Source organism: Micromonospora sp. NBC_01699 (genome assembly GCF_036250065.1).
Classification (GTDB): domain Bacteria; phylum Actinomycetota; class Actinomycetes; order Mycobacteriales; family Micromonosporaceae; genus Micromonospora_G.
This window is the reverse complement of the sequence record NZ_CP109199.1, coordinates 6,255,997-6,281,025: the sequence shown is the minus strand read 5'-3', so window position 1 is coordinate 6,281,025 and position 25,029 is coordinate 6,255,997. Positions and strand designations below refer to the sequence as shown.

Genomic DNA, 25,029 nt, shown 5'->3' with positions numbered 1-25,029 from the left:
GTACGCCGGCCGGCTCACCGTCCGGGCACCGCCGGCAGGGCCAGGGACAGGGCGAGGGAGCCGTCCCGGAACATCAGTCCCCGGCTGCGGAACTCCTCGAAGACCTCCTCGATCGCCGGCACCGGCAGATCGAGGCGCAGCCGGTCGCGTACGGCCGACGCGGTGGTGGGGCGGTCACCGCAGGCGAGGTAGATCTCGGCCAGCGTGCCGTGGAAGGTGTACGTCCCCTCCCGGCCGGCGTGCCGGCCGTCGTCGATCTGGAGGAACCCCGGAGCGGACCGGTACGTCAGCACCGGCCGCCGCTGCTCCCGCCACGCCGCCGACCAGAGCCCGACCGCCTCCCGCAACCCGTCGTAGGTGCTGTCGGGCAGGGCGTCGGCCGGCTCGTACTCGAAGAAGTAGGCGACCCGGTCGAGGTCGACGGTGTCCGGGTAGACGTACCGGTAGCTGCGCTCGGGGTGCCGGTGGCGCAGCCGGAACCGCTCCGGTTGGGCGTACAGCGGGCTGAACCGTTCGAGCCAGACCCGGTCGGCGCTGACCGGGGGTTGCAGGTGCACCAGGTCCGGGATGACGGCCGCCTGGTCGGCGTAGTCGGCCGGGGTCTCGCCGGGGAAGCCCCACAGGATGTTCCAGTCCACCCCGATGCCGTAGTAAAGCGCCCAGCGCAGCAGGTTGACGTTCTGCGCCGCCCGGACCCCCTTGTCCATCAGCCGCAGGACGTTCGAACTCAGCGACTCCAGGCCCGGCTGGAGCTGGGCGACGCCGCCCTGGGCCAGCAGTCGCAGTTGGGCCCGGTTCAGGTTGGCCTTGACCTCGTAGAAGATCTCGTAGTCGGATCGCGCGGCGGTGATCGCGGGGAACACGTCCCGCAGGTAGCGCGGGTCGAGGATGTTGTCGACGGCCTCGAACCGGAAGCTGCGGTAGCGGGCGGCCTGGTGGGCGAGTTCGTCCAGCACCCGCTGCGGGGACTTGGCGCGGAAGGCCATCGTCGTACCGTTGAGGCCGCAGAAGGTGCAGTGGTGCTTCGCCCCCCACCAGCAGCCGCGCGCGGACTCGAACGGGATCCAGGTGTCGCGCCGCCCGACCCGGGGGATCAGGCCGAGCCGTTCGCCGCGTTCGAAGTACTCGTCGTAGTCGGGCATCGGCAGGTCGTCGAGGCGGGTCAGCGGTGCCGCCGGTGCCGTGCTGAGCACCCGGCCGCCGTCGCGTCGGGCCACCCCGGGTACGGCAGCCGGATCGGTCCCGGCCGCCAGTGCCGCGAGCAGGCCGGGGAAGGCGCCATCCCCCTCGCCGATCACGGCGAGGTCGACGCAGTCCACCGAGCGGACCAGTTCGAGACCCATCTCGCCGTCGAAGTTGGCCCCGCCGAAGACCGTCACCAGGTGCGGGTGGTGTCGCTTGAGCCGGCGGGCGAGCGCGAACGAGGCGGTGTTCTGCTGGAACGTGCTGCTGAAGCCGACCACCCGGACCCGCTCCCACGGGTACGCCGCGAGCAGCGCGTCGAGGTACGCGGGCACGTCCCGGTCCCGTACCCGCAGCAGCAGGTCCCGCGCCCCCGCCGACGATCCGGCCAGGTACGCGAGGTCGTCGGCGAAGTCGGCGAGCAGCCGGGCGTCGGGATCCGGGGCGGCGGTGCCGAACGCCTCGATCGCGAACAGCCAGTCGCCGACCAGTCGACCGCGCTGTGCGGCCAGCGCCCGGTAGTGCTCCACCCCGATCCGGGTGGCGAAGTCGAGGTTGGCGTGCAGTGTGCGTACCGGAAAGCCTTGTGTCTCGGCGATCGCCTTGAGCAGGCCGAGCTGGATCGAGGGTCGGTCGACGTCCATGAACGGCATCGAGACGAGCACGGTGGGCCAGGCGGCGTGCCGCTCGGCCGCGCTTTCGGGCGGCGGTGCGGCCGGATCGGTGCGACTGGGCGGGGTGCCGGCCATGCTGAGCCTCCGCGCGGTGTGGCCCGGCCCGACGCGTCCGGCCACGATCCACTGTGGCGGGTCGGGGTGCTCGGTGGGCCGAGGCTATCAGCAACACGGTGACCCGCCGATCGACCGGTCAGCCCCCGGTGAGCGGGCCCGGGGTGGCGGCGGGGAGCTTGTCGACGACCACCAGCATCGTGCCGGGGCCGATCTCGTCGAGCAGTTTGCGCTGGCCGCTGCGGGTGATCCGGATGCAGCCGTCGGTGACGTTGGTGCCGAGGTCGTCGTCGTTGTACCAGGTGTGCAGTCCGATGTGGGCGCCGCGCAGGGCGGTCGGCACCGCGTCCGGGTCGTCGGGGATCGCGCCGAGGGCGAAGACGTCGGTGTCCGCGTACACCCTGCCGGTCAGGGTGGAGCGGCCGAGGACGAAGGTGCGGCCCAGCGGGGTCGGGGTCGCGCGGGTGCCGAGGGTGGTCCGCCAGGACTGGGCCGGTTGGTCGTCGCGCAGCCAGGTCAGTCGGTAGGTCTTCCGTTCCACCACGAGCTGGTCGCGCAGCGGCACGGTGGTCCAGTCGCCGGGCGGCACCCAGGCCAGGGTCCGGTTCGCCGAGGGCAGCAGCACGGCGGCCCAGCCGGACCGGCGCTGCACGATGGGCATGACCAGGGTCACCCCGGCCAGGTTCGGTTCCAGGAAGGCCCGGGGTCGGCCGCCGGGTGCGTCGTACGCGCCGACCCTGGCGGTGGGCCGCAGGCCCTCACGCAGTCGTACGGTCGACAGCGGATCCGGGTCGGCGGGAAAACCGCCGGGTGCGGCATCGTAGTCGACCACTGGTAGGTTGTCCGGCGGCGGTATCGCGGTTATCGATGGCTCGACGGTTTCCGGCGCCGTGTTCGCCGGGCCGGTCGCGATCGGTGTCGGCATCCGGTTCGGTGCGACCGGAGGCGGGCCGACCCGGTCGGGGCCGGCTCCCGAGGTGATCACCAGGGTCAGTGCGACCAGGCCGCCGAGCAGCGCGAGGAGGCCACCGGAGATCAGCAGACGGGCGCGCGTCCGACTCGGAGCCGGCGGTTCCGAAGGGACAAAAGGCACACAACCACTGTACGTGGTGAACTCGCCCCAATAAGTAAGTCTTGTCGTTTGCTGACCGGCGGTACGGAGTCGACCGCCGACCCCCAAACCGATCATGAGAAGAAATCGCGTCAGCCACTCATCCGCTCGCCCCGTTCCTACGTATGACGTGACGGAAGAGCTTGGGTGGGAGATCGAGGGAGCGTATGGCTCGGACACAGCAGATCCAGCGACCCGCCAACCCCAGGACCGTCACCAGCCGGGGTACGCCGCAGCGGTCCAGGGGTGCGATGGCGGTGCTCGGCGCGTCCGTACTCGCTGCTGGCTGGGCCCTGGCCATGCTCACCGCGGCCGGTCAGGTGCTCTACGTCTACAGCTACGTCTACCTTGAGTTCTACGCCGGGGTGGTCGCCCTGGTCTCGCTCAGCCTGACCGTGATGGCCGGGCTGCTGGCCACCGACCGGATAGTGCTGCTGGTCCGGCACCGGGTGCTGCTCCAGTCCGCGCACCGGACCACCGGGGTCATCGCGGTCACCACCCTCGCCCTGCACATCCTGACCAAGGTCTCCGGTGGCCGGGCCGCGGCGACCGACGCCTTCCTGCCGTTCGTCTCGCAGCGGGGGCTCTACGTCGGGCTCGGCACCATCGCCGCGTACCTGATGGTCGCCACGCTCTGGACCGGTCTGATCCGGGCCCGGTTCGTCGACCGGGGCAAGCCGTGGATGTGGCGGGCACTGCACAGCACCGCGTACGCCTCCTGGCCGGTCGCGCTCACCCACGGCCTGAACGCCGGCCGCCAGCCCGCGGCCTGGGTCACCCTGAGCTACCTGCTCTGCGTCTTCCTGGTGATCGTCGCGCTGCTGGTCCGGCTCTCGGTCAGCGTCGGCCGCAAACGCCGGGACCAGGGCCAGACCACCGGCTCGATCAAGCCGGTCGGCAAGGCCGTACGCGACGGTGCCGAGTCGCGTACCAAACTTGCCGGGTCCGGCGGTGACGTCCGGGTCAGCTGGGCCGAACCGGAGAGCGTCGGCAACCTGCGGGTCGGCCGGGCCGAGGAGCGGGTCGGGCGCCGGGCGCGTCCCGACCGCACCGCCGCCGAGGCGACGCCGGGACGCCGGTCGAGCCGGTTCGTCGTACCGGAGGTGCCGCGCCCCGGCACCGTCGCGGCCGAGCAGACCGCCGACGGCCCCCGGTACGGTCGGCGTTGGTCGGCCCGGACCGACACCGACTCCGCCCCGACCAGCCGCCGCCGCTCCGACCCGGAGGTCGAGCGCGACTACCTCGACAGCGGCCGACCCGAGTCGGACACCGGCCGCCGGTCCCGCGACGAGGTCGAGCGCGACGAGGCCGAGCGGGACTACGCCGAGCGTTACGTCGACCGGGACTACCGGCCGCGCCGGGGAGCGCAACCGGAGGCCGAACAGCCCGACTACCGGCCCCGCCGGGGTGCCGAGGACGAGGCCGACCCGGACTACCGGCCGCGCCGACGCGCCGACGACGACGAGATCGAGCTGGACTACCGCCCCCGCCGGCAGGCCGACGACGAGGCCGACGTCGACTACCGGCCCCGGCGGCGGGCGGACGACGACGAGACCGACGAGGAATACCGGCCGCGCCGGGGTGGCGCCGAGCCGGCGCCGGTGGTGGACGACACCCCGACGCTGGTCAACCTGGACCTGCGGCGGGCGATGCGGGCGGCCGGCACGGACGGCTCGTCGGGCCGCTCCGGGCGGCGCAAGCGCGGCGCCGGGGACAGCGTGGACGAGGCGTACTGGCGTGAACTGCGGGGTGAGGCCAAGTGAGTCGGACGACCGTACCGCCGGTCGCCACCTTCGGGCCGCCGCGGCTGACCGCCGGCTTCAGCGAGTACGGCCGGCTGGACCTGCTCGCGCACGAGGAGGTGCACGGCGAACTCGACTGGCTGTCGATCGACGGGCTGATCAAGCTCGCCGAGGGGATGCAGCTCAAGGGCAAGGGCGGCGCCGGCTTCCCGTTCGCCCGCAAGGTACGGGCCGTGCTCGACTCGGCCCGCAAGCAGGTCCTGGCCCCGGTGGTGGTGGTCAACGCCACCGAGGGCGAGCCGGCGAGCTGGAAGGACAAGGTGCTGCTCACCCGGGCCCCGCACCTGATCCTGGACGGCGCGGCGATGGTCGCGTACGCGCTGGACGCGGACGAGATCGTGATCGGGGTCGCCGACGACGGCATCGGCGAGGCGTCGCTGGCCGCCGCGCTGGCCGAACGCAAGATGCCGGTGCCGACCGGGATCGTCACCGTCCCGCACCGGTTCATCTCCGGCGAGGGCGGCGCGCTGGTCAAGGGGATCAACGGCGAGGCGCACATCCCGCCCGGGGTCAAGAAGCGGGCCAGTGACTCCGGCGTCGCCGGCATGCCCACCCTGCTGTCGAACGCCGAGACGTACGCCCAGCTCGCCATCGCCGCCCGGCTCGGCCCGTACGAGTATGCCGCCGTCGGCACCGACGACGAACCCGGCACGGTGCTGCTCACCGTGACCGGCGCGGCGGCCCGGCCCGCGGTGGTCGAGTGCCCCGCCGGTACGCCGCTCGCCGACATCCTGGCCCTGTGCGAGGTGCCCGACGGTCCCGGTGTGCTGACCGGCGGTTATCACGGCCGGTGGATCACCGCCGAGGCGGCGGCGAAGGCGGTCATCTCGCGCAAGGGCTTCGCCGCGGTCGACGGCACCCTCGGCGCCGGCATCATGATCCCGCTCGGCCAGGACACCTGCCCGCTCGGTGAGGTGGCCCAGGTGGTGCAGTACCTCGCCGGGGAGTCCGCCGGCCAGTGCGGACCGTGCCGACTCGGCCTGCCGGACCTGGCCCGCGCGGTCGACGTGATCGTCGCCGGCACCGCCGCCGCCGACATCGTCCGGGCCGCCGCCGGGGCGGTACGCGGACGCGGCGCGTGCAGCCACCCGGACGGCACGGCCAGGTTCGCCACCTCCGCGATGGAGGTCTTCGCCGAGGACCTCGCCGCCCACGCCACCCGCGACGGCTGCGGCCGGCGGGTGAAGGGCGTGCTGGGGCTGCCGGCGAGTCCGGAGAGCGTCTCCACCCGGCTCTCGGTCGACTGGTCCCGGTGCGACGGGCACGGGCTCTGCGCCCACGTGGTGCCCGAGTTCATCCGGTTGGACGGCAACGGCTTCCCGTCGTTCCCGCCCACGCCGGTGCCGACCTGGCTCGAAGCCGGCGCCCGCAAGGCCGTACGGATGTGTCCCGCGCTCGCGCTGCGCCTGACCGACGCGAAGTAGCCGGCACCGGGCCGTGTTGATCCGGCGGTGCCGGTACGGGCCTCCGAGCCCGTACCGGCACCGCCGGGCGGCTCAGCAGTACCGGTTCACGTGGTCGGCGATGTTGCGGTTCGGTGCGACGTCGGGATCCGTGGGCGCGCTGGCGGTGGCCGCGAACAGGTACGCGTCACCGCCGTGGCCGGCCGTGGTGTGGTTGAGGAACGAGACCGACCCGTACGAGATGTTGAAGTGCACCGACTCGGTCCGGTCGGTCCAGCCCCAGTCGACCAGGTCCTGCCAGCCGCAGCTGGAGAGCTGTCCGCGCGGGTAGCCGTAGTTGATCCGGTCGTAGAAGCAGAACCAGCCGGCGGCGCAGTCGGGGCTGGCGGTGGTGCCGACCGGTCGTTCGAAGGTCAGCACGAAGGCGCCGTCGGCGTAGCTGATCTCGGTGGGGTTGATCTGCCGGCCGCCCGGATAGGCGGCCAGATGCTTGTCGATCTCGACCTGTACCGCGCTGTACGGGTCGTCCGGTGGTCCGGCGGTGGCCGGAGAAACACCGGCGACGACGGCGACGATCGTGACGATCGCGGCCAGGACGGTGGCGGTTCTGCGCCATCGGCGGGGGGTGGGTGCCACGGCAGCCTCCTCGGGGGGTACGGGATTCCGTGCGGTGAGGGAGTTCGGTCGGAGCCCGAATCCGACCATGGTCATATTCTGGCAAAGATGATGGTGAATGAGTTGTCACGATTCACCTTCATGCATGCGCAGCTCGTCACTTCCGCGTTGCCGCGAAAGCGGTGATTTGTCCCATGATCGGCGCACGGTCCATCGAACTTCGTGCCGATCCACCCGCCCCGGATGGTCACGTCCGCGCGCCAACGGACATATTCAAGGTGGGAGGAACGACATAGATCGTCGCCGGTGCGGTGCGCGCCGGAGGACGAGAGGCATCGATCCCCGAGGAGAAATCGGTGGGCGGCATCGGCGGCCGGGACGAGGCGTGGCACGACGCACTGCACCGACGATTCTGGCCGGACGTGGTCAGGATGCTGGGGCGTGCCCTCGGCGGTAGCGAGGGCGAGGCGGAAGACCTGGCACAGCAGACCTTCATGACCGCCTGGGACCGGCGGGCGTACGTACCGGACGAGCCGAGGGCGTGGCTGTTCGCCACCGCCAACAACCATCTGCGCAACCACCGGCGGTGGAGCCGACGGCATCCGCTGGCCCTGGTCGAGATGGAGGTGATGGAGGTGGTGGCCGGTGCGGCCGAGGGCGAGGAGAGCGCGGGCGTCTGCGACCGACTGGACCTCGGACGGGTCTGGGGGCAGCTCAAGCCGGCCGAGCGGGAGGTGCTCCAACTCGCCTACCTGGACGGACTGGACACCGCCGAGATCGCCGAGGCGCTCGGCCTGTGGCAGGCGACCGTACGCAAGCGGCGCTCCCGGGCGTTGAGCCGGTTGCGTGGCTGGATGGTGGGGACCGCCGAGCCGGTGCTCAGCGGAGCGGGTCACCGAGGCACGGGGGAGAGCAACCATGGCTGAACACTCTGACGAGCAGACCGAACACCTGGTCCGCCGCCTGGTCGAGGCGAACGACCCGATGCGGGGCAAGCAGATCGCACCGCCCCGGCGCAGCGCCGCCGAGCTGCGCCGGCTGGCCGAACAACGCCGGGGCGACGGGCGGTGGCGGGCGTCGACCCGGCCCGGCGTACGGCTGCGGTCGCTCGTGCCGGTCGCCGCGGTGGCGCTCGGAGTCGGCGCGCTGGTGCTGGTCAACGTGCTGCCGACCGGGGTGGCCGACCGGGCGGAACCGATCCCGGTGGCGATGGCGGTCGCACCCGCCGCGCTCGGGCTCCAGTTTCCCGGCCCGGCGGACCCGGCCGGGCCGTGGTTGCGGGAGTTGGCCGAACGGACCGCCCGGCTACCGGAATCCGCCGGCCCCGGCCGCTACACCTACCAGCACAGCCAGACCTGGTCGCTGGACAGCACCGGGGCCGATCCGGCGGCGGCGAACGCGGTGCTGGCCCGGGACGAACAACTCTGGTGGGCGGCCGACCGGTCCGGGCGGGAGGACATCACCGTCCTGCCGGGCCAACCGGGCGACGAGGAACAGACGCGCTGGCTCGACGGGCCGCCATCCGGCACCGATCCCGCGCGCACCGACTACCGCCCCGGTGAACTGGCCGTCGTGGTGGACGAACCGGCCACCGACCCGGCGGTGCTGACCCGACAACTGTCCGCGCACGAACCCTTCAGCAACGGCCCACAGGCCGTGATCCGGGCGGTGGCCGACCTGTACCGATTCCACGAGATGAATCCCGCCCTGCGTGCCGCCGTACTGCACGTGCTCACCGAGACCAGCGGGCTGGTGCTGCGGGGCCGGGTGGTCGACCGGGCGGGCAGGGTGGGCGTCGCGGTCAGCGTGGACAGCGCCGCCGGTGCGACCCGCGATCTGGCCGTGCTGGACCCGGACACCGGCCACCTGCTCAGCTACGAGCAGGTGGCCCTGATCAGCCCGCCCCGGTCGGCCGTACGCGCACCCGCGGTGATCTCGTACGTGCTGTACCTGGCCCACCGACGCACCGACCAGCTCGGCTGAACCCGCCGGGGCCGGGGCGCGCACGGCGGCCCGGCCCCGGCCCGGTCAGCGGCGGATCGGCATCAGCAGCGAGTACGTCAGGTCGTCGTCGGGAAGACGGAGCAGCAACGGCCTGATCGGTCCGTCGAGGTCGAGTACGAGCTGCCCCCGGCCACCGGCGTCGAGCGCCTGGAGCAGGAACTCCCGGTCCACCCCGATCGGCCCGGTCAGCCCGTCCGGGCCGGGGTCGTCGCCCGCCGGTGCCGCCCCGTCCAGCACCGCCACGGTCCCGTCGGCGCCGATCCCCAGCACCGCCACCTCGCGGGCGCTGCCGTCCTGCTCCCGTACGACGGTGGTGGTTTTCGCGGCGGTGAGCGCCGCGCGCAGGGCCGGCACGTCCACCGCGACCCGGACGCCGGTGCCGAGCCGTTCGCCGATCAGTCGCCCGTAGTCCGGGAAGTCGATGTCGAGCGGCTGCCCCTGCACGGTCAGCCCACCGGCCCGCAGACCGACCTCGGCACCGCCGAGCACCACCGTCACCGCCTCGTCCGAGCCGCTGCCGGAGCCGCTGCCGGAGCCGCTGCGGGAGCCGCTGTCGGAGCCGCTGCGGCTGGCGGGGCGGGTGCTGGCGAGCAGGGTGCGGGCCTGGTCGACGAAGGCGACCGGGGCGAGCACCCGACACGGTGGCCCGTCGACCGCGCTCACCGCCGCCGAGGCGACCGCGAGCCGGTAGCGGTCGGTGGCGACCAGGCGCAGCACCGACTCCTCCACCTCGAACAGCACCGAGCCGAGTACGGGCAACTCCGGGTCGTCGCCGACGGCGAACCGTACGGCGTCGAGGCCGGCGGCCAGGCCGGCGCGGGTCAGGGTCAGGTGGGTGGAACCGGTCATCAGGTTCTCCTCGTGGTCGAGCAGGGCGTGGACCCGGGAGAGTTCGCGGCGCGCGTCGGTGAGACCCGCCTCCAGCCGGCGCAGGTGCCCGTCCAGCAGTCGGCGTACGACCACCGGCTCGGACCAGTGCCGCAGCACCAGGCCGATCTCGGCCAGCGGCAGGTTGACCCGGCGCAGGCGGGCCACCAGCCGGGCGGGTTCGAGCTGCTGTTGGGCGTACCAGCGGTAGCCGGTCTCGGGGTCCACCACGGCGGGCACCAGGATGCCGGCGCCGTCGTAGAACCGCAGGGCGCTGACGGTCAGGCCACTGGCCCGCGCCATCTCCCCGATGCTGCGCATGTCGCTCTCCACGTCCGCTGATCCTGGGGGCTCGACCAGGTCGAGGGTCAACCCGCCGAGGTCGGGGGGCGACCCGTCGAACCTATCCGTCCGGTTCCCCGGTCGGGCCGGTGGCGCGGGGTGCCGTGGTCAGCGTCTCGGCGGCCAGTAGACGCCGAGCACGTCGTAGTCGTCCGGTCGGCTGGCGGAACGCCCGAGGTAGAACGCCGGGTCCCGGTCCGGGCCGCAGATCCGGTGCAGGAAGGCGGTGGTGAGCGCGTTGCGCAGCCGGTCGTCGGGCAGCCCGGCCAGCCGGTGTTGCAGTGCCGCGAACTCCCAGTCGAGGATGGTCCGCCGGTGGCCGGGGCAGCCGTACTCGGCGCACCGGTAGCGGTACGCGCCGACGAACCGGGGGGCGCCGAGCGGGGCCCGGTCCTGGCGTCCGGCCGGGTCGAGCCGGTCGGCGTACGCGTCGAGCCGTCGTCGCTGCTCGGCGGTCCAGCCGGGATGCGCGGTCAGCACCAGCCCGTCGACCCGCCACGGGCGGACCAGGGCGAGCGTCGGGCCGTCCGGCCGCGCCCGGCACACCGTCTCCCCGAGGTACGGCTCCAGCCACGGCTGGCGCCACTGCCACCGCTTGAGGTGGTGCTCGCGGACGAGGGTGTGCGGGACCGGTTGCCAGCTCTCCCGACCGAAGTCCGGGTCGGCCGGCCGGGCGTCGACACTGATGATGTCGTACGTGCCGAAGGCGGCGGCGGGGCCGAGTTCGCCGAGCGGGATGGGGGCGAGCCGGATCCAGCCGGGGCGGTCCGGGTCGGCGCTGATGCCGACCGCGTAGACGGTCCGCTCGGACCGGTCGGTGGGGCGCGGGGCGGTGATGGCGGTGACCAGGAGGCGTAACCGGGTCAGCTGTCCGGTGGTCGGCTGCGGCGCGGGGTGGGCCGGCGCGGGACCGGGGAGGTCGAGCTGGGTCACGCGTTTCCTCCGCCGGATCAACCTGATAGTCGTACGGATACAACGTTCCGAGCATCGCATGGGTGACGGCCTTCGGCCAGCTGGGCGAATATGTCGGCGCCTTCGCCAAATACCACATTCGGGACCGGTCAGGATATCCGGATTTCCAGTGACAGATTTCCGTCGCGGCAGGTCATCAATCGGCGATAGGTGGTAAGCGGTATCACCAACATTCATTGACATGGATCTAATGAACGATAGGATCCTGTCTGGGTTCCCATCTCTACCCCCTAGGGACAGGGACCCCGATCAACACCCGGGTCGGCGGCCCGCCCGCCCGCCCGACCGTCCGGTCCCGGCCGGTCGTCGGCACCCGACCGGTCGTCAGGACAGGACCCGGAAGGTGATCCCGGCGCGGACGAGACGTGCGGTCAGCGCGTCACCCATCGCCGCCGCCGGGGTCACCTGACCGGCGGTGGCCGGCAGATCGTCGTCCAGGGTGAGACAGAGCGCCGCCTCGGCGAGCATCTTGGCGGTCTCGTCGTAGCCGGGATCACCACCGGCGACCTCGGTGACCACCCGCCGGCCGCCGCCGACACCGACGAAACGGAACACGAACCAGCCCCGCGCCCGCTGCTGCTCCGACGGGCCCCGGCCGGTCCCGGCCCGGCGCAGCAGCCACTCCCGGACCGGGCCGACCCGGACCAGCACGGCCAGCCCGGCGGTCCCGACCACCGCGCCGACCAGCAGCGGCAGCCGCAGCGCGAGATGATGCCGGAACCGGAAGTCCGGGCCGTACCGGTCCAGGGCGGTGGCGGATTCGCGCACCACCGCCGGGTCGAGCGAGGGCAGCGGCAACACCCACCGACCCAGTTCGGTCGACCGGCCCGGCCGCCCGGCGCCCGCCCGTACCCGGCGCGACGCCGGTGCCGGTTGCGCCCGCCGCCGGGCGCGGGCCGCTGCCGCCGCCTGCCGCCGCCGCGCCAACACCAGCAACATCGTCCGGTACGTGCCGGCCGACGGCCGCCCCCGGCCCCGCAGGTAACCGTCCACTGTGATCGGTACGTCCTCCGGCAGCCGCCCGACGGTGAACCGCACCCCGAGATCGGCGGGCAGGCAGTCGAACCCGCACGCGTGCACCAGCCGCGCCCCGGTCCGGCTGGCCCGCTCGTGGTGGCGCACGTAGGTCAGGTCCACGAACTCGGGTTCGCCGGTGATGTCGAGGTAGTCGGTTCCGGCCCCGGCGCAGGCGGCCACCACCGGCTCCCCGTGCCGCACGTACGGGCCGACGGTGCTGATCAGCGTGCGGGTGCTGGCGGCGAGCCGGCGCAGCGACTCGGGATCGGCGGTGTCGGCGGGCAGCAGGGGCAGCTCGCGCCAGGCCGGGTCGATGGCGGCGAGCGCGTCGCGTACCTCGGCGAGCCGGTGCGGATCGCGCCCGGCCAGCGCCCAACGGAGCGTGGCGGGGGCGTGCCGGGCCAGGTACCGCGCGGTCAACCCGCCGGTGAACCCGGTCGCGCCGAACAGGACGATGTCGTACGGACGCGGCGTGGACATGCCGGAAGTGTCGCACCGGACAGCGGGCGCGAACGCCTCGTCGGCTCCCGAGGGGTGAACCCGTCTCCTCCGCGAGGGGTGAACTCCGGTCGGCCGGGTATCCGGGTCGGGCCCCGGACGGCAGTCCGTCGGGTGAGATCGACCCGCTGCCCGTCCGGGTCGAGCCGTGATGTCGAAGCGATGGACAGGTCGTGTCCGCGGGGGTGAAACAGGATGCCCGAGGACCGGATCGGAGCCGGCGCCGCCGCGCCGCGCGGTCGTACCGGTGAGGTGGTGCGGGAGCGGCCCGCCGTGGCGCCGCTGCTGGCCTCGAAGCTGGCGGTCGCGTCGCTACCCGGCGCGGTGGTCGACCGCCACCGCCTGTTCACGCTGCTGGAGACCGGTGCCGCCGGCCCGGTCACGCTGGTCTGCGCACCGGCCGGCTGGGGCAAGACGACGCTGCTCGGCTCCTGGTACCGGTCCCACGACGACAACGGACACCGGGCCTGGCTCTCCCTCGAACCGGGCGACGGTGGCAGCCGGCTGTGGTCGTACCTGCGGGCCGCCGTGCGCCGCGCCGACGACGGCCCACCGTTGCCCGTCGCCGTCGGGTCGGTGCCCGCCGTCGAGGGCGGGGACGGGCCGGTGGACCGGGACTTCCTCGACCATCTCGCCGCCGAGCTGGGCCGTCGGCCGGAGCCGGTCACGCTGGTCCTCGACGACTTCCACCGGATCGACGACCCGGAGCTGGCCAACGGCCTGGAGTTCCTGCTCCGGCACGCGGGGGACCGGCTGCGGCTGGTGATCTCCGGGCGTACCGACCCGGCGCTGGCGCTGCACCGGTGGCGGCTCAACGGGGAGCTGACCGAGATCCGCGCGGACGAGCTGGCCTTCACCGCCGCCGAGGCCGCCGAGCTGCTGACCGCGCACGGCATCAGCGTCCCCGCCGACCAGGCCGAGGAGCTACGCGTACGGACCGAGGGGTGGCCGGCCGGGCTCCGGCTCGCCGCGCTGGCCCTGCCCGGCCATCCCGACCCGGCCCGGTTCGTCGACACCTTCGGCGGTGACGACGCCGGGGTGGCCGACTACCTGTCGGTGGAGGTGCTGGCCGGGTTGCCCGACCGGACGCGGGACGTGCTGCGAAGCGGCGCGATCGCCGACCGGGTCAGCGGTGACCTGGTCAACGCCCTCACCGGCCGGACCGACGGGGATCGGGTGCTGGCCGAACTGGAACACGACACCGGGTTCGTGATCGCCCTCGGCAGTCGTCCACCGGCCTACCGCTACCACCGGATGCTCGCCGACCTGCTCCGGGCGCAGCAGCGGCTGCGGCCCGCCGACGAACTGCTCGACCTGCACCGGCGGGCGGCCAACTGGGCGGTGGCGCGGGACCTGCCGGCCCGGGCGCTCCGGCACGCCCTCGCGGCCGGCGAGTCGAGCCGGGCGGTGGACGTACTCGTCGGGCACTGGGCCGAACTGGTCCCGTACGCGCCGGCCCGGCCCGGCCCGTCGGCACCCGCACCGCCGACCCCGGAGGCGGTACGCGCCGAGCCGGAACTGGCCCTGGCCTACGCCGCCGACGCGCTCGACCGGGGCGACCCGACCGGGGCGGACGGCTACCTCCGGCTCGCCGAGCGGCACGAGCAGCAGCTCGGCGGCGCCCGGCGGGATCGGTTCACGCTGATCGGCGCCGCGCTGCGGCTGGCCGGCGCACAGCTCGCCGGTCCGTGCGCCGACGTGCTCGTCGCCGCGACCCGGCTCCGTACGCTGGCGTCCCCGCCCGGTGCCGGTGCCGGTCGGCCGCCGGTGGACCTGTCGGCCCGTGCGATCGCCCGGACCGCCGCCGGTGCGGCGCAGCTCGGTGCCGGGGACCTGGTCGCCGCCGAGACCGAGCTGACCGGGGCGCTGGCCGACGCGCAGCGCGCCGGTCTGGCCCGCACGGCGCTCGCCTGCACCGGCAGGTTGGCCCTGGTCCGGGCGGTCCGGGGCGCGCTCGCCACGGCCGAACGGGACGCCCGTACGGTGGTCGGCAGCGCGCTCGACGCCGACGGCGGCGCACCGGCCGACCACGCTCACGCCTACCTCGCGCTGGCGATCGTCGCCGTGCACCGGGACCGGCCGACCGACGCCGAGGCGAACCTGGTGCTCGCCGGCAACCGGATCGAGCAGGGACCCGAACCGGCCGTCGCCGCACTCGCCGGCTGGGTCCGGGCCCAGCTCGGGCGGGACCGGGACGACCTGGCCGGCGCCTATCCGCTGCTGCTCGCCGCCCACGCCCGGCTGGCCGACCAGCCCCGATCCGGGCGGCTGGCGCAGTGGCTGCTGGCCGCCGAAGCCGACCTGTGCACCGCCCACGGCGACCTGGGACGCGGCCGGGAGCTGCTGCTCGCACCCCTGGACGCGGCGACCGGGCCGGCGGAAGCGCTCGCCGTGGCGCTGGCTCGCGCGTACCTGCACGGCGGGGACCCGGCGGCCGCGGCCCGTACGCTGCCCGACTGGGCCGGGCCGGACGGCGACGCCTGGCTGCTGCCGGTACGACTGGAGGCGGGCCTGCTCGACGCGCTGGCCGCCCGTGCCGCCGGCGACCACCGGCGTGCCGCCCGAACCCTGGAGGAGGTGCTGGTGCTGGCCGAACCGGACGGGTTCCGCCGGGTCTTCACCCGTTCCGTTCCGTCGGCTCGGGACCTGCTCGCCGCGCACCTCGACTCCGGTACGGCGTACTGGCCGATGGTCCGCGAACTGATCGCCGCCGGTGCGGAGCACACCGGCCCGGACCCGGCACCGTCCACCGACCGGCGGGACCGGGGCGGACGGCTGGCCGCCGCCGTGCCCGGCCTCGGTGAGCCGTTGACCGACCGGGAACTCACCGTCCTGCGTTACCTCCAGAGCATCCTGTCCAACGTGGAGATCGCCAGCGAGCTCTCGGTCTCGGTGAACACGGTCAAGACGCACGTGCGCAACATCTACCGCAAACTGGACGCGACCCGCCGCCGGGAGGCCGTCCGCCGGGCCCGCGACCTGCGCCTGATCTGAGCCGCGGCTGGTTACTCAGCCGGACGCCGCCGCCTGGTCCACGGTGGCGAGCAGCTCCGGCAGCTCGTACGACCCGTCGTGGCGGACCCCGTTGACGAAGAACGTCGGGGTGCCGTTGACCCCGCTGCGGATCCCGCCGACGAAGTCGCGCCGGATCCGGTCGGCGTGCACGTGCCGGTTCACCTCGTCGTTCACCTCGTCCTCGGGCAGCCCGAGCTGCTGGCAACCCATCGACAGGTGCACCGGGTCGAGCTGGTCCTGGTGCTCGAACACCCAGTCGTGCATCGCCCAGAACTGGTCCCGTACGCCGGCCGCCTCGACCGTCTCGGCGGCCAGCTCCGCGTACGGGTGCACGTTGCTGAGCGGGAAGTGCCGGAACACCAGCCGTACGGTCTCGGGTCGCTGGCGCAGCAGTTCGTGCAGCCGGTGGTACGCCTGCCCGCAGTACGGGCACTGGAGGTCGGCGTACTCGACCAGGGTCACCGGTGCCTGCGCCGGCCCGCGTACGTGGTCCGTGTCGGTGACCGGCACCCGCAGCTTGCTCGACGTGACCTGCATCGGCGTTGTCATCGGGCCTCCGTCGTCTGGGACTGCTGGCGGCTGCTGAGATCGTCGAGCGCGTCGAGGATGCCGTCGGCACCCGGATTCACGTCCGTCGGCGAGACGTAGCTCCAGCTCACCCGCGCCTGCTGGTCGAGCACGAACAGCGCCCGCTTCGCGTAGCCGTCCGCGCCGTAGACGCCGTACCGCCGGGCGACCCCGCCCTTCGGCTCGAAGTCGGCCAGCAGCGGGAACTCGATCCCCTCGCTCATGGCGAACGCCTGGTGGCACCAGACACTGTCCACCGAGATGCCCACCAGCGCCGCCCCGTAGCGGTCGAGTTCGGGGCGCATGGCCTGGTAGAGCGCCATCTGATCGCCGCAGATCGGACTCCAGTCCGCCGGATAGAACGCCAGTACGGTCGGCCGGCCCCGGAAGTCGGCCAGGCTGACCTGCTCGTCCGGTCCGGTCGGCAGGGTGAACTCCGGCGCCGGTTGTCCCGGTCGGATTGCGCCGCTGGGATCGGTCATGTCTCCCATCCTCGCGCCGGACCGGGTGACGCCGACTCACCCGTTCCAGGTGGTACCCCGCCCCCGCGCCGCCCGGCGTCGCTGCTCACAGCCGTACGGTGAGGTGGTTGTCGACGGCCGACACGCCCGGCGCGGACCAGGCCACCCGCTCCGCCTCCTGCCGTTGCGACCACGAGCCGACGGCACCGGTGAGCACTATCAGGTCGCCCTGCACGTCGATGTCGATCCGCTCCTGGTCGGTCTCGGCGCTGCGGATCAGCGCGTTCACGACGAGCCGTTCCAACTCGTCGGCCGTCGGCTGCCCGACCGGACGTACGCTGATCCCGTTGGTCACCCCACGGACGCTGGTCAGCCGGCGGATCGAGCGCTCGGCGGCCCGTTTCTGGTACTCCCACTCGACGGCGCCGCGCAGCACCACCCACCCGTTGGAGACGGTCACGTCCAGGTTCCCGACCGGCACGAACGCGTCCCACTCCAGTGCCCGGGTGGCGGCCAGGGCGATGTCGGCGTCGCTGCGCTCGGCCGACGACGGCAACCGGACCTCGATGTCGTTGGCCACCGCCCGGACCCGGTTGATCCGGTGCGCGGACCGTTCCGCCGCCCACTTCTTGGCGTAGTTGTCCACCCAGCCGGTGAGGGTCACCACCCCCTCCTGCACCGTCACGCCGATCTCGTGGGGCTGGACCCTGGGCTCCCAGTCGAGTTCGTCGAGGACGTCACGCTGGATCTCCTCGTCGGTGCCGGTGGTTGTCGTCGACGGGGTCATGGTCGTTCCTCCCGCGGGATAGATTGCGCACCGGCACCCGCCGGACGCTCCCGGCGGTGGCCGCGCTGTCACGGCCGATGCAACGGGATGCCCGGGTGACTTCCCATCACCCGGGAAGGATGAGGCCCGCCGGATCGGCCGCGTGACAGGGCGCCGGCCGGTAGGGAATCATCGACTGTCGATCGAACAGGCGCGTTGACGTGGGTGGAGGAGAGCGGATGACGACCGACGAGGTGACTGCGGGGGACCGGACGGCCGCCTCGGCCACGGTGCCCGAGCGGCCGGTCGGGCCGCCGCGCGGCCGTGCCGGCTTACTTCCGGTCGTACGCCTGCTGCGGCACGAGTGGACCCTCGCCTCACTCGGCGGGCTGCTGCTGGCCGTACTGCTCACCTGGCCCACGATGCGCGACATCACCCAGACGATCCCGCAGGACACCGGCGACCCGGTGCTCCAGGCGTGGCAGATCGCCTGGGGCGGGCACGCCCTGCTCACCGACCCGACCCAGCTCTGGCACTCGAACACGTTCTTCCCCGAGCGCTACACCTACGCGTACTCCGACACCCTGCTCGGCTACGCCCCGTTCGGCATGATCGGTGAGGGCCCGGTCGCCGCCATCGTCCGCTACAACATCCTGTACGTGCTGGTCCACGCGCTCGCCTTCGTCGGCGCGTACGCCCTGGTCCGCCAGCTCGGCGCGAACCGGATCGGGGCCGCGCTGGCCGGGGTCGCCTTCGGGTACGCGCCGTGGAAGCTGGCCCAGGCCGGGCACCTGCACGTGCTCTCGATCGGCGGTATCGCGCTCGCCCTGGCCATGCTCGCCCGTGGCCACGGTTGGTCGTTGGCGCACGGCTACCGGCCGGAGCGCCGCCGTCCGGGCTGGGCGCTGGCCGGCTGGCTGGTCGCCGCCTGGCAGATGACGCTCGGCTTCGGCATCGGCCTGCCGTTCGGGTACGCCCTGGCGCTGATCTGCGTGGTGGTCGGGGTCGGCTACGGCTGGTCCTGGTGGCGGCACTCGACCCGGCCGGTCTTCGGTGGCCGGCTGCTCGCCGCCGACCTGGGCGGTGGGCTGGTCTTCGCCGTGGTCACGCTCGCCATGGCGCTGCCGTACCTGAGGGTGGTCGAGCAGAACCCGGACGGCCGCCGCACCCTGGCCCACCTGGAGCAGTTCTCGCCGCCGCTGCGGGGCTTCTTCACCGCGCCGCCGGAGTCGTGGCTGTGGGGGGAGCGGCACGCGGCCGCCCGTGAGCTGCTGCCGTTCGCCGGTGAGATGACCCTGCTGCCCGGTGTGGTGCTGATCGGGCTCGCCTTCGCCGGCCTCTTCTTCTCCGCCTGGCGGGTACGCCACCGGGTGCTGCTCGCCGCCGGGGTGCTGGTCAGCGTCGCGCTCGCCGCCGGTACCAGTTTCGGCGGGGACGGCGATCCGGGTTACGCCACCCTGTTCCTGCACCTGCCCGGCTGGGACGCGATCCGTACGCCGGGCCGGCTGATCCTCTGGACCACGCTGCTGCTCGGCATCCTCGCCGCCGGTGTGGTCAGCATGATCGGCCGGGCCGAGCCGGCCGGCACCGAGGGCCCGTCCGGGTCCCCGGCCGACGGCACCGATCCGTCCGCCACCGCCGCTCCGGCTGCTCCGACCGCTCCGGCTGCTCCGACCGCTCCGGCGGCCTCGGACGGGGCCGAGGTCGACGGAGTCCGCGCCGACGCGCCCGCGACCAGCGGGGCCGAGCTGGTCGGTGCCGGTGCGGTCGGCGCGTTGATCCGGCCCGCGGTGCCGGTCGCCCGGTCGGCGCCGGACCGGCCGGCCCCGGTGGTCCGGCCCGCGCGTCCGGCGGCCGGCTGGGTGATCCGGTTGCTGATGCTGGTGCCGCTGCTCCTGGTGGTGCTCGAAGGGTTCAACACCACCCCGCACGCACCGGTGCAGCCGCAACCGGCGGTGCTGCGCGGGATGACCGGACCACTGCTGGTGCTGCCGAGCGACGGCACGTTCGAGTTCACCGTCATGCTCTGGTCCACCGACGGGTTCCCGCAGATCGCCAACGGCCTCGCGTCGTTCGTTCCGCCGGCACAGCAACAGATCCGGGCGCTGACGCCGAGTTTTCCCGACCAGGCGAGTGTGGCGTACCTGAGGCAGATCGGCATCCGGACAGTTGTCGTGCTCCCCGAGTATCTGAACGGCACGCCATGGCAGGATGTGCTCAACCGCGACACACAGGGGCTCGGGATCAGCCGTGAGGATGTCGCCGGAGCGGTGGTGTTCCGGCTCGGCTGAGCCGGCCGGGGAGGGTTGTGCGGATGGACCGGCGAGTGGCTGCGCTGTTCGGCGGGATCGTGGCGGTCGGGCTGGGGCCGGCGGTGTGGCTGGGCGGCACCCTGCTGCGTCCCGAGCCGGTGCCGGCGCCACCGTTGCCCAGTGGTTCCGCCGGGGCGAGCGCCTTCCCGACCGATTCGGTGTCGCCGGGGCTGCCGACCCCCGACCCGTCGGCGACCGTACCCGTTCTCGCGCCGCCGGCACCGGGCCGGTTCCCCGGGCGTACGCCGGTCGGCACCGGCACACCGACCGGCCCGGCACCGACCGGCTCGCAACCGCCCGCGTCCGGGCCCGGCCAGCCGCCGTCGGTTCCGCCGGGCGAGCCGAGCACTCCGCCCGAGTCGCCGGAACCGCCGCTGCCGCCCGATCCGGATCCGCCGACCGGGGAGCCCATCCGGCAACCCCGCCCGGCGCGGTAGGCCGAACCGGGCGACTCGGCCGTACGGCCGCACATTCTTTAGTTTGAATATACAACTATTGACAGCGCTGACCGGCGTGTGTGAGGGTCTGCACCAGACCGGTGCGGGAGCCAATCGTGCCCGGTGCGGAAGCCGAGGGCAGCTCCGCACCACCGTCATCCCTCGCTCATGCACGCGCTCGGCGCGGCAGTCGACGCCCCATGCCCGCTCACCGGTATCGGCAAGCCCACGCGCACCGTGCATGGCGGTTCTCCGTCCCCCCTAAACAGCGTCAGCGCTCAGAGGGAGCCGTACATGCGTAGAAGTCTCGCCAGCGCGCTCGCGGCCGTGGTCGTCGCCGGCGCGGTGGCCGTGGTGGCCCAGGTCGCCGTCAGCCCGTCCGCGTCACCGGCCGCGGCGGCCGCGTCCGAACCGTACTCGTGGAAGAACGTCCGGATCGACGGCGGCGGCTTCGTGCCGGGCATCGTCTTCAATCCCACCGAACGAAACCTGATCTACGCCCGGACCGACATCGGCGGCGCCTACCGCTGGGAGCAGGGCAGCCAGTCCTGGACCCCGCTGCTGGACTGGGTCGGCTACGACCGGTGGGGCTGGAACGGGGTGCTCAGCATCGCCACCGACCCGGTCCAGACCAACCGGGTCTACGCCGCGGTCGGCATGTACACCAACGATTGGGACCCGAACCCGGGCGCCATCCTGCGCTCCACCGACAGGGGCGCGACCTGGCAGGCGACGGTGCTGCCGTTCAAGGTCGGCGGCAACATGCCCGGCCGTGGGCAGGGCGAGCGGCTGGCCGTCGACCCGAACCGGAACGGCACCATCTACTACGGCGCCGAGGGCGGCAACGGCCTGTGGCGCAGCACCGACTACGGGGTTACCTGGGCCAAGGTGACCAACTTCCCCAACGCCGGCAACTACGCCCAGGACCCCAACGACCCGAACGGCTACCTCAACGGCAACCAGGGCGTCACCTGGGTCAGCTTCGACCGCAGCACCGGTACGGCCGGCAACGCCACCCAGACCATCTATGTCGGTGTGGCCGACAAGCAGAACCCGGTCTACCGCAGCACCAACGGCGGCACCTCGTGGGAGCGGATCGCCGGGCAGCCCACCGGCTACCTGGCCCACAAGGGCGTGGTGGACCACATCGGCGGCTTCCTCTACATCGCCACCAGCGACACCGGCGGCCCGTACGACGGCAACAAGGGTGACGTGTGGAAGTTCAACCGGGCGACCGGGGCCTGGACCCAGATCAGCCCGCTGCCGTCGAGCAGCGCGGACGCGTACTTCGGTTACAGCGGGCTGACCATCGACCGGACGAACCCGAACATCCTCATGGTCGCCACTCAGATCTCCTGGTGGCCGGACGCGATCTTCTGGCGGAGCACCGACGGGGGCGCTACCTGGACCCGGATCTGGGACTTCGGCAGCTACCCCAACCGGACCAAGCGCTACACGATGGACATCAGCTCGGCGCCCTGGCTGAGTTTCGGCGCCAACCCCGCCCCGCCGGAGGAGTCACCGAAGCTGGGCTGGATGAACGAGTCGCTGGAGATCGACCCGTTCGACGGCAACCGGATGATGTACGGCACCGGCGCCACCATCTACGGCACCACCAACCTCAAGAACTGGGACACCGGCGGCACGCTCACCATCCGGCCGATGGTGCGGGGGCTGGAGGAGACCGCCGTACTCGACCTGGTCAGCCCGCCGAGCGGGGCACCGCTGGTCAGCGCGCTCGGCGACATCGGCGGCTTCCGGCACGCCAACCTGGACGCGGTCCCGGCGATGATGTTCACCCAGCCGAACATGACCAGCACCACCAGCCTGGACTTCGCCGAGTCGAACCCGTCGATCATGGTCCGGTCCGGCAACTTCACCGACTCGGAACGGCCGAACGACAGCCACGTCGCCTTCTCCACCGACGGCGGCGCGAACTGGTTCCAGGCCCAGGAGCCGAGCGGGATCAACAGCGGCGGTACGGTCGCCGCCGCGGCCGACGGCAGCCGGTTCGTCTGGGCTCCCGGCGACTCCGGCCAGCAGGTCGTCTACTCGGTCGGTTACGGCAACTCGTGGACCGCGTCGACCGGCGTACCGGCGAACGCGAAGATCGAGTCCGACCGGGTGAACCCGAACAAGTTCTACGCCTTCGGTGGCGGCCGGTTCTACGTCAGCACCAACGGCGGCGCGAGCTTCACCGCCAGCGCCGCCACCGGCCTGCCGAGCAGCGGAAACGTGCACTTCAAGGCGCTGCCCGGCACCGAGGGCGACATCTGGCTGGCCGGCGGGGACAGCATCGGCGGCACCGGCATCTGGCACTCGACCAACTCCGGCGCGAGCTTCACGAGGCTGGGCAACGTGACCGGCGCGGTGAACATCGGCTTCGGTAAGGCGGCGCCGGGGCAGACGTACCCGGCGCTGTTCGCGTACGCGACGATCGACGGCAAGGCCGGCGTGTACCGCTCGGACAACGCCGGTGGGGTCTGGGTGCGGATCAACGACGACCAGCACCAGTACGGCAACGCGGCCGAGGCGATCACCGGTGACCCGCGGATCTACGGTCGCGTCTACCTGGGCACCAACGGCCGGGGCATCCTGTACGCCGACCGGCTCGGCGGCCCGACCAACCCGCCGACCACCCCGCCCACCTCGACGCCGACCACCCGCCCGCCGACGACCCCGCCCACCACGCCACCGACCACCCGCCCGCCGACCACGCCGCCCACCACACCACCGACGACGGCACCACCGACGACGGCACCGGCCGGCGGCTGTTCGGCCACCTACCGGGTGACCGGCTCCTGGCAGGGCGGATTCCAGGCCGAGGTGACGGTACGCAACACCGGTACCACGCCGACCACCGGCTGGACGGTGAACTGGACCTTCCCGAACGGCCAGACCATCAGCCAGACCTGGGGCGGTACGCACACCCAGAGCGGATCCGCCGTGACGGTCCGCAACGTCGGTTACAACGGTGCGCTGGCCCCGAACGCGACCACCACCTTCGGCTTCCTGGCCTCCTACACCGGCACCAACGGGGCCCCAACCCCGCCCACCTGCACCCGAACCTGACCCCCACCCACCCCACCCCACCCCACCCCATACCCCGCTGTTGACCATGAAGTTGGCGACCGTTTCCGGCCTGATTTCTGTCGCTAACTTCATGATCAACGGCACTGCCCACGGGTGTCGTCCGCCGATGGTGTTGGCGGGCGACAGCCGTGGGCAGTGGGTGTGGGCGGGGTGGATCGGTCAGTTGTTCAGGTGCACGCTGGGGTTCGGCGGGCTGAGCTCGACGAACTCCACGCTTTCGGTCGTACTCGGATCTTCGCCCTCGCGGGCGATCATCGCGCGGGCGGCCGAGCCGGCGGCCCAGCCGATCGCGGCGCCGATTCCGGCGGCGCCGATGATCAGGAGCCAGGGCAGTCCCGGTCGGCGGCCGGCCAGTGCGGCGGAGGCCGCCGTGGCCCGCCGCCAGGCCTCGTCGGCGACCGAGCTGACCCGGTCGCCGGCCCCGTCGGCGAGGTGCGTCGTGCCCCGCCGGGCCGAATGTGCGGTGTCGCGTGCGACGTGACGCACGCTGTCGCCGGCCGAACCGAACGTGGCCTGTAGGTGCTGCCACGCCTGGTCGGCGATGTGTTCGGGCTTGCTGCGACGCGCCACCAGGTTCGTTCCGAACATCGTGGTACCTCCTCGGAAGCCGAAAGCAGCGGGCACTTCGGACAGAGCCTTCTGTTCGGCGCGGTTTCGTGTTGCTTCGGAGGTGCCCGGACATGTCCGGCGGCAAACCCGCGAGCCGCCACGGAAGTGACGGCGGAGATCGTCGGGGTTCTCCCATGACACGAAGAGTTTGGCTCGCTGTGACCGGCCAAACTCTTCGAGATCGTGAAAAGCAGTCGGTGAGCTAGCGGATCAGGACAATCGACGTCCCATGGGCGAAATCATCGTCGTCATCGTCGTCGTCATCGCCGCCGGGCCCGAATCCACAGGCCAGTACGAGAGCGAGCAGGACACCTACGCCGGCCAGGCCGAGTAACCGCTTCAGCATGATCAGTCCTCCCTCGGGGCGCGCACCCGGGGGGAGGCGCGCCGGTCGAGGCCCCGAGTCTAGGTGCGCGCGTCCACCCCCGTGGATGGACCGGCGGGCGGCCCCGGATGGGGGCCGACGGGCGCCGTGGGCGGAAGGAGGTGACATGCGCCGCGCGGTGGAAGTGTCACATCGCACATTCTCCCCGTACCCGCCGGGAAGCGGGAGGTCGCGACCGCTTTGGGCCAGGTGAACGGGGGGATCGGGGCGGCGTGGTGACCGCGCTTGAGCGGGGGCTGGCGGATCGGGGGATACCCTGATGGCCGGACGGGGCTGCGAGTGGCATCCTGAATCCTGAGAACATATGCTGACGAATGACTAGATAAGGGCTGTTTTGTCGGACCGGCCGCATAGATTGCCGTGCCGGAGGGGTGGCGACCGGGGCCATCCGAGGAATACTCTCGGTCGCGGCCCGCGTACTGATGAAGCGCCCGGATCTGGGCGAGTGGAGGTGCTCGCGTGAGCCTGTCGATCGCCAAGTCGATCCTGCCTGGTGGAGTCGTCGAAATCGCCCCGCGTGGCGAGATCGACGTCGACACCGCGTACGAGGTGCGCGAAGCTGTTGTCGGCCTGCTCGCGAAGGGGCGCCCGCCCCGGATCGAGCTCAACATGCGGCTGGTCAGTTTCATCGACTCGGTCGGGATCAGCGCCATGGTCGCCGGTTTCCAAACCGCCGAGGTCAGCGGTGTGAAACTGGTCGTCACCGAACCGAGCCGGTTCGTTCACCGGCAACTCTGGGTCACCGGACTTCTCGGTCTCTTCGGTGCCCCCGAACCGTACTTCTCCGGGGCGGTGGCGACGCCGGAAGCGCAACTCCCCGGCGCCTGACCAGGACCGGCCCGA

Annotated in this window: 19 protein-coding genes; 9 read left to right on the top strand and 10 right to left on the bottom strand. The window is 72.7% G+C overall.

Translation table 11 applies throughout. The features are described from left to right. Positions 1–14: 14 nt before the first annotated feature. Together OG792_RS25470 and OG792_RS25465 are read right to left on the bottom strand one after the other, a co-directional pair. The gene (locus OG792_RS25470) at positions 15–1,931 is read right to left on the bottom strand and encodes a RiPP maturation radical SAM C-methyltransferase (RefSeq protein ID WP_329103007.1); all 1,917 of its coding nucleotides are present in this window, start codon (positions 1,929–1,931) and stop codon (positions 15–17) included. Positions 1,932–2,049: 118 nt separating this feature from the next. After that, complete coding sequence (locus tag OG792_RS25465; RefSeq protein ID WP_329103005.1) at positions 2,050–3,003, bottom strand: L,D-transpeptidase family protein; 954 nt, start codon at positions 3,001–3,003, stop codon at positions 2,050–2,052. Between the two features lie 185 nt (positions 3,004–3,188). Between OG792_RS25465 and OG792_RS25460 the strand changes: the two genes are divergently transcribed. Continuing rightward, positions 3,189–4,784 carry a hypothetical protein gene (locus tag OG792_RS25460; protein ID WP_329103003.1) on the top strand — a complete coding sequence of 532 codons (1,596 nt, stop codon included), beginning with the start codon at positions 3,189–3,191 and terminating at the stop codon, positions 4,782–4,784. After that, positions 4,781–6,247 carry an NADH-ubiquinone oxidoreductase-F iron-sulfur binding region domain-containing protein gene (locus OG792_RS25455; protein WP_329103001.1) on the top strand — a complete coding sequence of 489 codons (1,467 nt, stop codon included), beginning with the start codon at positions 4,781–4,783 and terminating at the stop codon, positions 6,245–6,247. The genes OG792_RS25460 and OG792_RS25455 overlap by 4 nt, the downstream gene beginning before the upstream one ends. 72 nt (positions 6,248–6,319) lie before the next feature. On the opposite strand, the gene OG792_RS25450 is transcribed toward OG792_RS25455, so the two are convergent. Beyond that, positions 6,320–6,862, bottom strand: a complete 543-nt coding sequence (locus OG792_RS25450; protein WP_329102999.1) for a hypothetical protein — start codon at positions 6,860–6,862, stop codon at positions 6,320–6,322. Between the two features lie 335 nt (positions 6,863–7,197). Here OG792_RS25450 and OG792_RS25445 point away from each other — a divergent pair, with 335 nt between their 5' ends. Continuing rightward, complete coding sequence (locus tag OG792_RS25445) at positions 7,198–7,767, top strand: RNA polymerase sigma factor (protein WP_329102997.1); 570 nt, start codon at positions 7,198–7,200, stop codon at positions 7,765–7,767. Then, a complete protein-coding gene (locus OG792_RS25440) occupies positions 7,760–8,824 on the top strand; it encodes a CU044_5270 family protein (RefSeq protein ID WP_329102995.1) in 1,065 nt (354 codons plus the stop codon). The genes OG792_RS25445 and OG792_RS25440 overlap by 8 nt, the downstream gene beginning before the upstream one ends. A gap of 45 nt (positions 8,825–8,869) precedes the next feature. Here OG792_RS25440 and OG792_RS25435 read toward each other — a convergent pair whose 3' ends face one another. The 3 genes from OG792_RS25435 to OG792_RS25425 form a co-directional block, all read right to left on the bottom strand. Beyond that, a complete protein-coding gene (locus OG792_RS25435) occupies positions 8,870–10,033 on the bottom strand; it encodes a DNA polymerase III subunit beta family protein (protein ID WP_329102993.1) in 1,164 nt (387 codons plus the stop codon). A 129-nt stretch (positions 10,034–10,162) separates the two neighbouring features. Next, positions 10,163–10,987 (bottom strand): hypothetical protein, encoded by an 825-nt coding sequence (locus OG792_RS25430; RefSeq protein WP_329102991.1) that lies wholly within the window; start codon positions 10,985–10,987, stop codon positions 10,163–10,165. Between the two features lie 363 nt (positions 10,988–11,350). Then, positions 11,351–12,523 (bottom strand): saccharopine dehydrogenase family protein, encoded by a 1,173-nt coding sequence (locus OG792_RS25425; protein ID WP_329102989.1) that lies wholly within the window; start codon positions 12,521–12,523, stop codon positions 11,351–11,353. 213 nt (positions 12,524–12,736) lie between these two features. Here OG792_RS25425 and OG792_RS25420 point away from each other — a divergent pair, with 213 nt between their 5' ends. Beyond that, positions 12,737–15,535, top strand: coding sequence for a LuxR C-terminal-related transcriptional regulator (locus tag OG792_RS25420; protein ID WP_329102987.1), 2,799 nt, complete (start codon positions 12,737–12,739; stop codon positions 15,533–15,535). A 15-nt stretch (positions 15,536–15,550) separates the two neighbouring features. On the opposite strand, the gene OG792_RS25415 is transcribed toward OG792_RS25420, so the two are convergent. The 3 genes from OG792_RS25415 to OG792_RS25405 form a co-directional block, all read right to left on the bottom strand. Beyond that, positions 15,551–16,105 carry a DsbA family protein gene (locus tag OG792_RS25415; RefSeq protein WP_329102985.1) on the bottom strand — a complete coding sequence of 185 codons (555 nt, stop codon included), beginning with the start codon at positions 16,103–16,105 and terminating at the stop codon, positions 15,551–15,553. Further along, positions 16,102–16,605 carry a redoxin domain-containing protein gene (locus OG792_RS25410; protein ID WP_329102983.1) on the bottom strand — a complete coding sequence of 168 codons (504 nt, stop codon included), beginning with the start codon at positions 16,603–16,605 and terminating at the stop codon, positions 16,102–16,104. The genes OG792_RS25415 and OG792_RS25410 overlap by 4 nt, the downstream gene beginning before the upstream one ends. An 85-nt stretch (positions 16,606–16,690) precedes the next feature. Next, entirely contained in the window at positions 16,691–17,371 is a 681-nt protein-coding gene (locus OG792_RS25405) for a BON domain-containing protein (protein WP_329102981.1), read from the bottom strand. A 233-nt stretch (positions 17,372–17,604) separates the two neighbouring features. Between OG792_RS25405 and OG792_RS25400 the strand changes: the two genes are divergently transcribed. The 3 genes from OG792_RS25400 to OG792_RS25390 all read left to right on the top strand — a co-directional run bounded on the left by OG792_RS25400 (position 17,605) and on the right by OG792_RS25390 (position 23,171). After that, positions 17,605–19,641 carry a hypothetical protein gene (locus OG792_RS25400; RefSeq protein ID WP_442932500.1) on the top strand — a complete coding sequence of 679 codons (2,037 nt, stop codon included), beginning with the start codon at positions 17,605–17,607 and terminating at the stop codon, positions 19,639–19,641. 23 nt (positions 19,642–19,664) lie between these two features. Next, a complete protein-coding gene (locus OG792_RS25395; RefSeq protein WP_329102976.1) occupies positions 19,665–20,099 on the top strand; it encodes a hypothetical protein in 435 nt (144 codons plus the stop codon). A gap of 294 nt (positions 20,100–20,393) precedes the next feature. Beyond that, entirely contained in the window at positions 20,394–23,171 is a 2,778-nt protein-coding gene (locus OG792_RS25390) for a cellulose binding domain-containing protein (RefSeq protein WP_329102974.1), read from the top strand. Positions 23,172–23,351: 180 nt separating this feature from the next. Here the strand turns inward: OG792_RS25390 and OG792_RS25385 are convergent, their stop codons facing one another. Beyond that, complete coding sequence (locus OG792_RS25385) at positions 23,352–23,780, bottom strand: hypothetical protein (RefSeq protein WP_329102972.1); 429 nt, start codon at positions 23,778–23,780, stop codon at positions 23,352–23,354. Between the two features lie 865 nt (positions 23,781–24,645). Here OG792_RS25385 and OG792_RS25380 point away from each other — a divergent pair. Further along, positions 24,646–25,014, top strand: coding sequence for an STAS domain-containing protein (locus OG792_RS25380; protein WP_329102971.1), 369 nt, complete (start codon positions 24,646–24,648; stop codon positions 25,012–25,014). Positions 25,015–25,029: the final 15 nt, after the last annotated feature.

Excerpts from the sequence above, each read along its gene's own strand:
- OG792_RS25410 (WP_329102983.1), bottom strand. The coding sequence starts at position 16,605 with ATGACCGATCCCAGCGGCGCAATCCGACCGGGACAACCGGCGCCGGAG.
- OG792_RS25425 (WP_329102989.1), bottom strand. The coding sequence starts at position 12,523 with ATGTCCACGCCGCGTCCGTACGACATCGTCCTGTTCGGCGCGACCGGG.
- OG792_RS25405 (WP_329102981.1), bottom strand. The coding sequence starts at position 17,371 with ATGACCCCGTCGACGACAACCACCGGCACCGACGAGGAGATCCAGCGT.
- OG792_RS25470 (WP_329103007.1), bottom strand. The coding sequence starts at position 1,931 with ATGGCCGGCACCCCGCCCAGTCGCACCGATCCGGCCGCACCGCCGCCC.
- OG792_RS25395 (WP_329102976.1), top strand. The coding sequence starts at position 19,665 with ATGGACCGGCGAGTGGCTGCGCTGTTCGGCGGGATCGTGGCGGTCGGG.
- OG792_RS25435 (WP_329102993.1), bottom strand. The coding sequence starts at position 10,033 with ATGCGCAGCATCGGGGAGATGGCGCGGGCCAGTGGCCTGACCGTCAGC.
- OG792_RS25385 (WP_329102972.1), bottom strand. The coding sequence starts at position 23,780 with ATGTTCGGAACGAACCTGGTGGCGCGTCGCAGCAAGCCCGAACACATC.
- OG792_RS25420 (WP_329102987.1), top strand. The coding sequence starts at position 12,737 with ATGCCCGAGGACCGGATCGGAGCCGGCGCCGCCGCGCCGCGCGGTCGT.
- OG792_RS25460 (WP_329103003.1), top strand. The coding sequence starts at position 3,189 with ATGGCTCGGACACAGCAGATCCAGCGACCCGCCAACCCCAGGACCGTC.
- OG792_RS25415 (WP_329102985.1), bottom strand. The coding sequence starts at position 16,105 with ATGACAACGCCGATGCAGGTCACGTCGAGCAAGCTGCGGGTGCCGGTC.
- OG792_RS25390 (WP_329102974.1), top strand. The coding sequence starts at position 20,394 with ATGCGTAGAAGTCTCGCCAGCGCGCTCGCGGCCGTGGTCGTCGCCGGC.
- OG792_RS25440 (WP_329102995.1), top strand. The coding sequence starts at position 7,760 with ATGGCTGAACACTCTGACGAGCAGACCGAACACCTGGTCCGCCGCCTG.